Below are 12334 nucleotides of genomic sequence, written 5' to 3'. Positions count from 1 at the left end.
AGGGTTTCATGAGAAATTTTACTTGCAGGCTTTATTATCCAAGGAATGAAAGGGAGTTTTTTCATGAACAAAACAGATTTAATCAATGCAGTGGCAGAGCAAGCAGAACTTTCTAAAAAGGACGCTTCTAAAGCAGTCGACGCTGTTTTTGAAAGCATTACTGGTGCATTAAAAGAAGGCGGCAAAGTTCAACTTGTTGGTTTCGGTAGCTTCGAAGTACGTGAGCGTTCTGCTCGTAAAGGTCGCAACCCTCAAACTGGTGAAGAAATCGAAATCCCAGCTACAAAAAACCCTGCGTTCAAGCCTGGTAAACAACTTAAAGACGCAGTAAACTAAAGACGAGGTACATACCTCGGCGATTGAAAAAAGGAGCGAGGACAACCCCTCGCTCCTTTTTCAGCCAACAACCCTTCTCGCCGCGTTTATTCTGTAAAGCTTTTTTCGAGAAAAGCGAGAATGCGCTCTTCATATTCCTCTGACTGCTCATTGATCGTTTTTACATGTCCCTCATTTTCAGGTAGCCACAGTTCTGCTTGGCCGTCTGCTGCCTCAAAAATCGCTTCACTGTCCCTATGGGGGATCGCTTCATCCCATCTTCCATGAATAAGAAAGAGTTTTGTTTCTCCAATCGGCGAAACAGCATCTACGGGACTAACTTGATCAATATCGGCACCAATTAAAACCGGGATCGTTTGCAATACAACCCAAGTGAATGGGACGTCTGGTAAGTCACTCCAATGGGATAAATTTTCCGATAAGTATTGGCGCAAATTCGCGAATGGACTATCGGCTATGACGATTTGAACATCCTCTGATTGTTGCGTAGCCAAAATAGCAGAAACCGCCCCCATCGACCAACCAATGACTGCGATCTCCTCAACGTGCTTTTCTGCTTTTACAAACGCGATAGCGGAAAGAAGATCATCTGTTTCGTATTGACCAATCGTTGTATACGTACCACCTGATTCGCCTGAACCACGATAATCAAACAGTAATAAGTGATACCCCTCTTTCGCCAACCGCTTAGCAAAAGGCAAAATATCGTTTTCTCCTTGAAGACGCGAATGACGATAGCCATGGGAGAAAACAACAGCGCGATCTGTCCCTAGCTCTTCTCCGTTGTCTTGAGCCGGTATCCACCAGCCTTTTAATTCGACTTCATCTTTCTCGCTGTAAAAGACAACATCTTCAAATAGTAGCCCATAATCAGTCGGTGATTCGTCAATCACTTCCCTTTCTGGATGGGATAAGTTCCACCCGACATAAACAGATATTCCTACAATCGAAAGACCCCCAAGAAACGCAAGCACGCAAACACTTAAAATGACACGGTGAAGCCAACGTTTCTTTACTGGTGGTCTGGATAAAGGTGAATGGGTATTCGCCAACGAAAGTACCTCCCCCTCAATAATTAAGCGCTTACATATACATTATAATCCTATTTTCAGTCCAAAAGAGCTATATTTTATGATTAAAAAAAGAACCTCACAACATGAGGTTCTCGCAATGCTTTAATAAGGATCTGAAGGATGCCCCAGAGCTTCTGCCGCATGCATCGCCGCATCCCCATCTACACCGCCTTGTGGCTGCCTATGAGTATCTGCTCCCTTTTGTTTCTCTAACCCTTCCTTCACCCTTCGTCCATACTCAGGGTCACATTGGCTAAAGTGATCAATCATTTGCTTTTGAATGTCTTCATGACAAGGTGCGAGTGTGTTCACAAGATTCAAAATAAGATCATTTCGCTCCCAGTCTGACAACCGGCGATAGGTTTCACCTGCCTGTCCATAATCGTTTCGCCTATCGATGCTCGCCCGTTGCAGTTCACCTTCAACATACGGGGTATGGTCCTGGCCATCTTGCTTTGCTTCTTTTAGCCCATTTAATAAAGATGGCTCATAGTTTACATGGGGGTTTTGCTTTGGTCCTATGTCCACATGGTATTCCATTTGTCCATCTCGCTGATTCGTTGCTACCCGTTTTTTGGGGGCATTGATAGGTAACTGTAAATAATTTGCCCCTACCCGATACCGTTGTGTATCAGAATAAGAAAACGTTCGGCCCTGCAATAGCTTATCGTCTGAGAAATCAAGGCCATCGACGAGTACACCCGTCCCAAAGGCGGCTTGTTCCACCTCTGCAAAGTAGTTTTCAGGATTTTTATTTAACACCATTCTGCCAACGGGTACCCATGGGAATTGATCTTTATACCACAATTTCGTGGGATCTAGCGGGTCAAAATCAAGCTCTCGATGGGCATCATCACTCATAATTTGCACATACAATTCCCACTCTGGATAATCTCCGTCCTCAATCGCTTCGTACAAATCCAAAGTTGCATGGTTAAAGTTTTTCGCTTGTATGGCCTCTGCTTCCTTCTGCGTTAAATTTTTGATTCCTTGCTTCGGTTCCCAATGGTATTTAACGAGAACCGCATTCCCCTCTTCATTTACCCATTTGTAGGTGTTTACGCCAGAACCTTGCATCATTCGATAGTTAGCAGGTATGCCCCACGGTGAGAACAAGAATGTGATCATGTGCATGGCCTCTGGTGTTTGTGAAATAAAATCAAAGATCCGTTCTCCATCTTGTACATTCGTAACCGGATCTGGCTTGAACGCATGAACCAAATCAGGAAATTTCAACGGATCACGGATAAAGAAGATTTTTAAGTTGTTCCCTACTAAATCCCAGTTACCATCTTCGGTATAAAACTTCACCGCAAATCCCCTAGGGTCTCGTAATGTCTCTGGTGAATGCCCACCGTGAATGACCGAGGAAAAACGAACAAAAACCGGTGTTTGCTTGCCTTTTTCCGTGAACACTTTCGCACGAGTATACTTCGAAATGGGTTCATCCCCATATGTACCATAGCTTTCAAAATAACCGTGTGCCCCTGCCCCTCTGGCATGAACGACACGCTCTGGAATACGTTCTCGGTCAAAATGGCTAATTTTCTCAAGAAAATCATAATTCTCTAAAGTAGTAGGCCCGCGATCTCCCACTGTTCGAACATGCTGGTTGTTCGTGACAGGATGACCCTGTCTGTTCGTTAACGTTTCATCTGTTTCATTGTCAGATCGCTTATTGGGATCTTGATTTTGATCTTTCATCTTATCACTCCTTCACTCTATGATCTTTATTAGCTTGCACAAACTTTCCATCATTATGTAAAAAAAAGGAGGGATTTCATGGAGACATTATCAGACACATTTCTTATGGAAGCATGTAAATATGCCATAAAGCTTAACCTAGATCCTGATTTTATCCATATTTTAATAGAGGAATGTGAACGTCGAAGCCTTCCAATTCCTGAGAATGATTTGTCTCTACAAGGTCATGCTATAGATGAAACGTTAAATCAAAAGGAGCTGCTTGCAAATGCAGATTCTCACGGTTCATAACCGGAACATTGACGCGATTCCGTTTGAAGAAATAACGGATGCACGATTGTTTGCTACTGATGAACAAGCTATCATCAAAAAAGAAGACAGTCACTTGTTCTATGTTGTTGATCAAGTTGATGGAAAATGGGCAGCAGCATATGGCTTTGAATTGTATTAAAAATAACCTGTTGCTCTGCCTCCTTTTCTGATAACCCACTTTTCTGAGATCCCCTTATATCTACAACTGTCTCACCCCCCTAATTTTTCACAAATCATTACAATCAAGAAAAATTCGTATTAAAATTCATTGCTTGATAATATACATTTTCGTGAAAGTTGTAATTACCTATTCAAGGAGGATGTTATGGTAAGACAAAACCTCACGAAATGTTGTCGTCTCATTGTGGTACACACAGCTGTACTCGGATTGTTGATGCTTGCAGGGATTCAAGTAGCCTCAGCCCATGGCTATATTGAAAATCCTAGCTCTCGAGCCCTACTCTGCCAACAATCCATCAACCAAGACTGTGGTGCGGTTATTTGGGAACCTCAAAGCTTAGAAGCCCCTAAAGGCTTTCCGGGACCGAGCATTCCCGATGGGCAAATCGCCTCAGCCGGTGGTGTGTTTCCGAAGCTTGATGAACAAAGCTCGACCCGTTGGTCAAAGGTTCCCCTTTCTAGTGGAACTCAAACATTCACTTGGCACCTAACCGCAAGGCATGCAACAGCTAAATGGCATTATTACGTGACAAAGCCGAACTGGAATCCAAATGAGCCCTTAACAAGAGATCAATTTGAGCTCATTCCTTTTTATGAACAATATGATGGCGGAGCACGGCCAGGGGAGAAGGTCACTCACGAAGTAACGATCCCAGAGCGCACAGGTTACCACGTGATCTTAGGTGTATGGGATGTCGCTGATACAGCCAATGCTTTTTACAATGTCATTGACGTTGAATTCGGAAATGGAAATGACACGCCACCCGTAGATCCTAGCCCTCAACCACCAGAACCTTCCCCTTACCCTATTTGGGATGCAACAACCGTTTATTTAGGTGGTGACCGCGTCCTGTATGACGGTCGCGCGTATGAAGCAAGATGGTGGACACTCGGCGAGGTACCAGGAAGCGCTGACGTCTGGCGCCCTCTTTAAATGCATGTGCCCCCTATCAAATCAAATAGGGGGCATTACATATCTTTTTTCTTCACATCGCTCACTTGATCTTCAGGCTGACGCTTTTTCAATAAAGTGAGTGGTGCTCTGATTACTAAATCGAGCCAGTTGGAGAAGTGATACGGAGCAAACGGGTATGTATCCAAGAAAAGAGATCGATCCAAGTAATTTATGAATCGATCTCTTCATATTCAAGTAGCTCGGACACCGTAACAAAGGTGTATCCTTCCTGTTTTAACGCTGGAATGAGCTCCTTAACCGCTTCTATCGACGGCTTTCGACTTTCATACATAACGTGCAGCAAAATAATCGAACCAGGTTCCACCGTTTCCATTACATAATCGGTTATTTTTTGTGAATCCATTGTGATTTCTGGGAATGTTTCTGGCTCAATATTCCATAAGACCGTCTTTCGCTCCTGTTGGGATAAATAATAAGGCAACACCACTAGCTTTTTTCCAAACGGTGGCCTGAAATGAATGTCTCCCTCATATCCAGCTTGACGGATCCATTCATCCGTTCGTTCAATTTCCTCGCGAATAAACGAAGGAGACTTGAACACCATTCGCTGATGAGAATACGAGTGATTGCCTATTTCATGCCCTGCTGCAACGATTTTTTGCGCCTCCTCCATATGCTCTTCTATTTCTCTCCCTGTTAGGAAAAAGGTTGCCTTTATGTCTTCCTCTTGTAGAATTGAAAGGATATCATCCGTTAAAGCCGTCGGCCCATCGTCAAATGTCAAGGCAATAACAGGCTCATTTGTGGCAACATGATTAACAAGCCCACCAAAAACTTGGAAACTTCTCGACTTTGACCATTCGTTCACTCCATATACGCCCAAAAGTATCGTAAGAGTCGTCAGAAGGATAATCAAACCCTTTCTCATAAATACCTCCTGTTATACTTTTTCATTCTGTCTATCAGACTATCATCGTTTAACAAAACTTTCAGTAATGGCATGATGATTTTTTGCTCATCATGATATGATAAATCATAGTACGGAACAGAAGGGACTGACTCATGCACAGATCATTTCAACAGTTAACGAACGGAAATGATTTTTATTTGGAGGGGAAAGCGTGAAAGCAGAACTAAAAACCGAACGACTTTACTTACGAGAAATGACGTTAGACGATGCCCAGGCTCTCTTTTGCATCTGGTCAGACCCTGATGTAACTAAATTCATGAACGTGGAAGCATTCAAAACGGAAGCACAAGCCATTGATATGATTAAGCTGTTGACCTCTTTATCAGCAGAAAAAAAAGCACTTCGTTTTACCATGATTGAGACAGGAACGAATACAGTCATTGGCTCATGTGGCTACAACGAAATCGATTGGGAGGTAGGGAGCGCTGAAATTGGCTATGAACTTGATCAATCCTATTGGGGTAAAGGCTACGGAACAGAAGCAATCACCGCTTTAATACATTATGCATTTGACCATCTTCAACTCAAAAGAATGGTAGCCAAGGTAGAACCAGCTAACGTGGGCTCCATCAAAATCCTAGAAAAGCTTCACTTTCGCGATGAGGGCGAAGTCATAGAAAATTCCAAAGGAAAGACTACTAAGCTAACGGTGTATGTCAAACGAACAAGCAAAGAGGAAGGAGCCCAATTTTAGGGCCCCTTTTTCTTTTGATCATGGATACTGCAATTCATCAGAGTACGTAAAAGTAGCTGAACGATTGGGAATGTGATCAATTCCTATAAGTAGGACGGCCCTTACTTTTGCAATCATCGCTTGAACGTATTCGTTAAGCTCACCCTTCCCTCTACTAGCTTTCTCCATCAATTCGTTTAATTGATCATTACCTGTAAGTTTCCCATCTTGATTAAGGGATACATCCTCAATAGTCGTGTTAGCAAATTGTCTTAAAAAATGATCCGCATGCCATTTATCGTACATTTGTGTTCGTTCGACTGAGGCACCATTTTTAAAGGATTTTACCGTTTGGTCATGTTCAAGTAAGCGAAAACCAATGTTCGTTTGATTTAAAACGGCTTCGATTTGTTTGGCTTTTTCCTTATCAGATAATCCTGTAACTGTTATCTGAAAACGGTAAGAAACGTCGATTGTGAAGGATTCCCCTTCCTCTAGGTGAATGTCGTTTTCGTTAAGGTGATCCTGGATCGTTTTACTTAAGCGCTCTCGATCCTGTGCCAAACTATAGTTTAAAAAATCAAGCCCATTCATTTGACTTCCCATAGTTCGTACATTTTGTTTGTCTAACGCCTTTTGACTAATGCTCACCGTATCATACTGACGATGAATCTTTCTAGCTGAGTAATCGGTCGAGTCAGCTCGTTTTTTCATTATATTTTTATACAGTTGACGATCGTAGCGGCTATTCATTAGATCATGAAAAAACAAGTTCATCTGATTTTCCACGCCTTTCGATTAATAATGATATGTTTCATCATATTCGTACGTAATTCTTAATTGAGGGTTTCGCCAAGTCGAGCTGCTGTGTGCTAAGGAATAGTATCTTACATTCCATATCGTTTTTACAGGGAGTTCCTTAGCGACTGTAATATCAGGAAACGAGCCACTCCCTGAAATCGAGGTATACCAGATCCCTTCTGATCCGTTCATTACTTCTCGGTACGTGTGACCTAAACTTGGCGAGATGGTCCCTTGAGCACTTACACTCCGTACGATTGCACCATCAGGAACCGCCTGTTGATTACTCAGATTAACGGAAGCTACTTGTGAAGTAGTTCCTGCTCCTGGACTTGTTAATACCGTAGGCGTCAAATTAGCCGTATAAGTGGCCGTTTTAATACGGTCGATAAAGGTTAAACGATAGAAATTCCAGTCGTCATAGCTACCATCTGCAGACCGTACGAGGACAATATAGGAGCCCGTTTCAGGAACATCAAAGCGAATGATTTCATCTTGGTTGCCCGATCTTGTGGAATAATCGATGAGAGGGTATCCATAGCTGTCTTTATAAAGGTAGAGATCGTAGTTCACATGATTCGGAATTTGTGATAAGCGAATCGCTAAACGATCCCCTTTACTAGCAGTAAACTGATAGTAATCGTAATCTTCCGGCGCATGTATCGTTCCTGACAACAGTTTGTACTTCCAATTCCCTAGTGGATACGCAGTGTTAAACGTATTGTTTTCCTCATACTGGTCAATAATTCTAGGCTCACTTTCTGCATGCACCAAATTAGTTGGAACAAGAAACAGCAACAAGAGCAACGACAAGACCATTTTTTACCATAGATAGAGCCTCCCATATTTCAAACTATTTTTCCTTCCTATCAATTGTATCGGATTCTATTTTTTGTATTTTAGCGAATCTGTGAATTTTTTCTAAAATTTTGCTATGATGGAAACGTGAGCACCTTAATGATCGTAATGTATGGGTACTAAAAGGAGGATCACATGATCAAACATTGTATGCACTTGATCGCATTTATCCTAGTGGCCAATCTTGTATCTGCATGCTCGTTCCATGAAGAAACAGCAGAAGAATCAAATGAACAAGATCTGATCCCACGCGATGACTTTGAACCGCTTTTTACTATCGGGGATGAACATCCGACAATGGAAAACTTAGTGAAAAAAGGACATATTCTTTTAAATGGGTTAGACGTTAAAAAAGAGGTTGGGTCTGTTTATTTCGCGCTAAATGAGTTGGATATCTTCCAAGATGTTGAAACGGATCAGTATTTCTTAATTTTTCGTGTTGACACAAAAAACTTAGAAACAGACCACTATTCTGTTTTTGATGTACACGAAGTCTATGACATGCTTCCAACGGAAACAACCATTTCGACCAACAATTCTAATAAGATAAACCAAATCGAGATAGACCCAAATCCATTTGAGCTTTATTTTCTTTATCCTAGTGCTGTTTTAGCATTTTCAGAAATCATGTTTCCTGTCCCTAACAACGAGCCCGAAAATATTGAGTTTATAACACTACATTTACCAGAGACCTATACAATAGAAGAACAAAAAGTAACCTTTCCTGACTTTTCAATGGACGATTTATCGAACCATATTTCTGAATCATTTGTAGAATCACTATTAGAATCAATAGAAACGGAAGAAGAACGGGAAGCAAGCATACCCGGTGATATTTATCGCGAAGGTGTCAAGCTTCTTGAATATTATCCTGAGGAAAAACCAGCTTTTCGTGTTGAAGATCTTACTCAAGTATCTGAAGGGTTTAGTATTCGTATACAAACGAACCGACGTTTAGTGTTAGAAACAAGATAATCAATGACCGACTAAACTTCAAGTTAGTTATTAAATTGATTAATAGAATCGCTTTAATATATAAATAAGGCTTCCTCAGTAAGGATTCCTTACTTTTTGTAAAAAAAAAGTATGAGCCCAGTATTGACGGGCTCATACCAAAATTCCTAAATAAACTTCTGCATCTTTACAGTTACCGAATTCAAGTAAGTGACGGAACAAGTTGTTTCAATGCTGCTCCAAGAGCCAATAATATGACTGCAAATGCAGCAACCAAACTTGATGAAGCTGCTGCTACTATCATAATAAGAAGTAATACAATGGCTATAAAGGATGGCTCAACTACGATATTGGGTGGAGGGTTACGATAATCAAACTCTCCGTTCAAAGTTAAAGTCTCTTTTACCTTCCAACCTCTGAAACCCGGGTCAAGTAATACCTCCATCTTAAAATGATTAAATTTAATTTTACCTGATGCCAATTCATTAGGATCGAACACACCAATATCTGCCCTAACTTCAAGAATAGCATCTCCGTTTTTCACACTAACTTGCTCTGATCTTAAAGCTAAAGGAACTTCATCGATTCCTAGCTCTTTGAGTATAGTCGACATTCCTTTTCCAGCAAAAAAATCTACAAGTTGTTCTTTATCTAACCCATATTTTTTATCAAGACTCCATGTAATACCTCGATCACTCGTATGGAGTGTCTGTTTAACTTGTCCAGTCACTTTTGGAGAAGTTGGAGGAATGGCAATCCGATGCGATATTTCAACATTTGGCTTTAAACGGTCATCCAAGTTAAAGAGTTTTGTAAATAATGTGTTATTTTTAATTGAAATTTCGCTATCTTCTCGCGGCGGTGGTGAGACACTACGAATCGCATTTACAGTCGCCATGGCTGCTTGCCTTAAATTTTGTTGACTTGCTAAAATACGAGCATCGCCAGCATTATCAATAAATCCATGCTCCACTAGAACTGCCGGCATTCGTGATTCGCGAATAACATGTAAATAGTCACCATTTGCTCCTTGTCGAGTTTTTACGCCTCGATTATAAAACAAGGAGGAAAGGTTATTAGCAATCCGTTCGGCATAGCTTCGGCCGACTCCCCCATAAATGCTGCATGTATTTGGCAAGAGAAAAATGCATAAAACGGCAAGCCTTTTTGCAGCCACTTAATAACACTTATTCCTTACATATTGTTCAAAAGGAATGACTCTTTCATTCGGTTACTATCTCCTCCGAAAATCACTAAATGAGAGTGGTGAATCAGGCGATCTACCACGGCTTCCGTTAAAATAGGGTCGCCAAATACATGATTCCATTGCCCAAACTGCAGATTTGTAGTGATGATAATACTCCGCTTTTCATAACACAAGGAGATGACCTGGAAGAGTAGCTCGGCCCCATGTTTGTGAAGCGGTATATATCCCAGCTCATCCAGAATTAAAAGATCAAGCTTCTCGATTTTCTTAAACAGCTTATTGAGATTTCCTTTGTCATTCGCCTCTAATAACTCATTGGCTAGAGAAGCAATGGTATAAAACTTTACTCGTTTCCCATATTTTTGTATCGCATTCATGCCAATGAGGGTGGAAAGGTAGGTTTTTCCTGCACCAACGCCGCCATAAAACACCATGTTTTCTTTTGATTCAATAAATTCACCGTCCAGGAGAGATTGTTGACTTAACCCCTGCCCCAGCTGAATATCCTTCCAGTCAAAAGGTTTGCCGGATACGTTCGGCAGGGTTGCCGCCTTGAACAAAAGATTAATTTTTCGTTCTTCACGCTGTTCTATTTCTTTTTCAAAGAGCTTCAGTAAATATTCTTCTGTGTTCGCCGCTTCTACCTCTCGGTAGTTCTCTCGAATCCAGCTTAGCTTTAAGCGCTTGGCATATTCTTGGATCTGTTCCTGCATTAGGCCTTCCTCCTTTCCTGCTGGAAGAAGACATCGTATTGATTCATACCTCGTTCAGCTATTGGCATTACTGGAACTGTACTTTTTAGCCTTACTGTCTCTCTGGAGCCTCTGCCATGAATGAGCTGATGAAAGACTTGCTTTATTGTTTCTGTGGATGGATGACATCGCTCGGATGCAATTTCCAGGGCCTCTGTAGCTGTCTCCAGACTATGGTCTTTAAGAAGGTCTGAGAGTAACTGAAGCGCCTTTTTCTTTTCTTCCAGAGTACATTCCTCCAGATAAGTTTGCCATTTAAAGGGCAGTTGATCATAGAAAGTTGTATATTTTAGCGCCGTCGGCCTTTTAGCCATTAGGTACAGATAAGGCTGCCATTTCATCGACTTTGATTCTTCTCCATACAGTCGTTCATGGCTCACAATCACTTCATAGTTGTCCGAAAGGATATCTATCCTGTTATAAGTGATGCCAGCCAATACCTTTTGATTGGCAAAGCGCGGGGAAGTAGAATACCTTTTCGTATCTACTAAGATATAGCCGTACTTGTCTGCTTTGAGAGTTTCATAGCGTACACAAGAGTATTCTTCCGGCGGTAAATACATTAACGCTTCTTTGTCCTCTTCAAACAGCCTGGCAATTTCTTGTTTCTTTTCATAATGAGGACGGTTTCGATCCTTTTCTGCCTCCTCCCATAACCGATCATTCAAATTATCCAGCTGATATACCGTTCGTTCCGGAAGGAAGAAATTATTCCTCGCATATTTAACCATCGCTTCTACATGTCCTTTTTCATTGCCGGCACCCGGATTACAAAATTCATACTCAAACCCGTAGTGCAAAGCGAAGCGCTTGAAACCCTCAGTAAGCTCGCGTTTTCCTTGTGGTAAAACCTTTTTTACTGCGGGGGATAAATTATCAAAACGAATCCTTTTTGGCACTCCTTGCAGATGATGGAAGAACCGTTTTAAGCCCTCCAGGAAACATTCCTGATTTTCAGCTTCAAACACCTGAACTAAGAATGCGTTACTGTATGGAAAAGAAAGCACCAAATACGGCAGGTCTATAACCTTTCCCTTTACTTTAAAAGGGGCTTCCCCAAAATCTACTTGAGCGTCTCCTGGCTTGGATTCCAACGGAAGAGCAGCGTCATCGCTTTCTTCCAATAACTCCTTTTTCCGTTTGGAGACATACCCGCGTACAGTTCGCTCTGAACCTTTGAAACTTACTTCATCTTTAAGTAATTGCCAAATACGTTTGGCAGTCCTTCGATACTTCTTTTTCTTCTTCATATCCTCTCTCAACCATTGATCAACTATGTCTTTGACTGGATCCATTACTGGAGCCGGCTGAGCTTTCTTCTTCTTCTTTTCCGGTTGGAAATTGTCCATATCGGCATACTTTTTGACTGTGCGGAAATCCGTGTTTGTTCTTCTCGCAACATCTGAGTACGAATACCCTTTTGAGTTAACTTCATTTCTGATATACTTAATTTCGTCCACTTGTAACATCTCCTAAAACTACCTCCTGCCAGATTATTGGGTCCAACAGGAAGTGTATTGAATTTTTGGGGTGTTAGCAAGTGGCTTTTTTTATGCAGGCCCCCCGCGGGGGGCCTGCATAAAAGGAATGCCATAACC

General features: G+C 41.6%; 14 protein-coding genes. 6 read left to right on the top strand and 8 right to left on the bottom strand.

Annotated features, from left to right (window positions below; translation table 11 throughout):
* Nucleotides 1-63: 63 nt before the first annotated feature.
* Nucleotides 64-336, top strand: coding sequence for an HU family DNA-binding protein (locus tag FED51_RS07215; RefSeq protein WP_010897476.1), 273 nt, complete (start codon nucleotides 64-66; stop codon nucleotides 334-336).
* A gap of 86 nt (nucleotides 337-422) precedes the next feature.
* Here FED51_RS07215 and FED51_RS07210 read toward each other — a convergent pair whose 3' ends face one another.
* The gene (locus FED51_RS07210; protein ID WP_053431545.1) at nucleotides 423-1388 is read right to left on the bottom strand and encodes an alpha/beta hydrolase; all 966 of its coding nucleotides are present in this window, start codon (nucleotides 1386-1388) and stop codon (nucleotides 423-425) included.
* Nucleotides 1389-1511: 123 nt separating this feature from the next.
* Nucleotides 1512-3113 carry a catalase gene (locus FED51_RS07205; RefSeq protein ID WP_138090366.1) on the bottom strand — a complete coding sequence of 534 codons (1602 nt, stop codon included), beginning with the start codon at nucleotides 3111-3113 and terminating at the stop codon, nucleotides 1512-1514.
* Between the two features lie 78 nt (nucleotides 3114-3191).
* Here FED51_RS07205 and FED51_RS07200 point away from each other — a divergent pair, with 78 nt between their 5' ends.
* From FED51_RS07200 to FED51_RS07190, 3 genes are all read left to right on the top strand, one after another.
* Nucleotides 3192-3404 carry a sporulation histidine kinase inhibitor Sda gene (locus tag FED51_RS07200; protein ID WP_010897472.1) on the top strand — a complete coding sequence of 71 codons (213 nt, stop codon included), beginning with the start codon at nucleotides 3192-3194 and terminating at the stop codon, nucleotides 3402-3404.
* On the top strand, nucleotides 3382-3564 hold the full coding sequence (locus FED51_RS07195) for a hypothetical protein (protein ID WP_138090364.1): 183 nt from the start codon (nucleotides 3382-3384) through the stop codon (nucleotides 3562-3564). The genes FED51_RS07200 and FED51_RS07195 overlap by 23 nt, the downstream gene beginning before the upstream one ends.
* Before the next feature lie 186 nt (nucleotides 3565-3750).
* Nucleotides 3751-4539 carry a lytic polysaccharide monooxygenase gene (locus FED51_RS07190; RefSeq protein ID WP_134229307.1) on the top strand — a complete coding sequence of 263 codons (789 nt, stop codon included), beginning with the start codon at nucleotides 3751-3753 and terminating at the stop codon, nucleotides 4537-4539.
* Between the two features lie 190 nt (nucleotides 4540-4729).
* Here FED51_RS07190 and FED51_RS07185 read toward each other — a convergent pair whose 3' ends face one another.
* Nucleotides 4730-5449 (bottom strand): polysaccharide deacetylase family protein, encoded by a 720-nt coding sequence (locus FED51_RS07185; protein ID WP_134229306.1) that lies wholly within the window; start codon nucleotides 5447-5449, stop codon nucleotides 4730-4732.
* Between the two features lie 193 nt (nucleotides 5450-5642).
* Here FED51_RS07185 and FED51_RS07180 point away from each other — a divergent pair, with 193 nt between their 5' ends.
* Nucleotides 5643-6185, top strand: a complete 543-nt coding sequence (locus FED51_RS07180; RefSeq protein ID WP_010897468.1) for a GNAT family N-acetyltransferase — start codon at nucleotides 5643-5645, stop codon at nucleotides 6183-6185.
* A gap of 18 nt (nucleotides 6186-6203) precedes the next feature.
* Here the strand turns inward: FED51_RS07180 and FED51_RS07175 are convergent, their stop codons facing one another.
* Nucleotides 6204-6941 carry a hypothetical protein gene (locus tag FED51_RS07175; RefSeq protein ID WP_053431548.1) on the bottom strand — a complete coding sequence of 246 codons (738 nt, stop codon included), beginning with the start codon at nucleotides 6939-6941 and terminating at the stop codon, nucleotides 6204-6206.
* A 21-nt stretch (nucleotides 6942-6962) separates the two neighbouring features.
* Nucleotides 6963-7784 (bottom strand): PPC domain-containing protein, encoded by an 822-nt coding sequence (locus FED51_RS07170; protein WP_053431549.1) that lies wholly within the window; start codon nucleotides 7782-7784, stop codon nucleotides 6963-6965.
* Between the two features lie 174 nt (nucleotides 7785-7958).
* On the opposite strand from FED51_RS07170, the gene FED51_RS07165 reads away from it, so the two are divergent.
* A complete protein-coding gene (locus FED51_RS07165; RefSeq protein ID WP_138090362.1) occupies nucleotides 7959-8798 on the top strand; it encodes a hypothetical protein in 840 nt (279 codons plus the stop codon).
* A gap of 181 nt (nucleotides 8799-8979) precedes the next feature.
* On the opposite strand, the gene FED51_RS07160 is transcribed toward FED51_RS07165, so the two are convergent.
* From FED51_RS07160 to istA, 3 genes are read right to left on the bottom strand one after another with little or no spacing between them, the layout of a single operon-like run.
* The gene (locus tag FED51_RS07160) at nucleotides 8980-9954 is read right to left on the bottom strand and encodes an N-acetylmuramoyl-L-alanine amidase (protein ID WP_053431553.1); all 975 of its coding nucleotides are present in this window, start codon (nucleotides 9952-9954) and stop codon (nucleotides 8980-8982) included.
* 17 nt (nucleotides 9955-9971) lie between these two features.
* Nucleotides 9972-10697, bottom strand: coding sequence for an IS21-like element helper ATPase IstB (gene istB / locus FED51_RS07155; RefSeq protein ID WP_134229558.1), 726 nt, complete (start codon nucleotides 10695-10697; stop codon nucleotides 9972-9974).
* Complete coding sequence (gene istA / locus FED51_RS07150) at nucleotides 10697-12205, bottom strand: IS21 family transposase (protein ID WP_134230280.1); 1509 nt, start codon at nucleotides 12203-12205, stop codon at nucleotides 10697-10699. The genes istB and istA overlap by 1 nt, the downstream gene beginning before the upstream one ends.
* Nucleotides 12206-12334: the final 129 nt, after the last annotated feature.

Origin of the sequence: Halalkalibacterium halodurans, assembly GCF_005671335.1 — a bacterium.
GTDB classification, from domain to species: Bacteria; Bacillota; Bacilli; order Bacillales; family Bacillaceae_D; genus Halalkalibacterium; species Halalkalibacterium halodurans.
The sequence above is the reverse complement of the archived record's forward strand: the minus strand, read 5'-3'. Positions and strand labels throughout refer to the sequence as shown.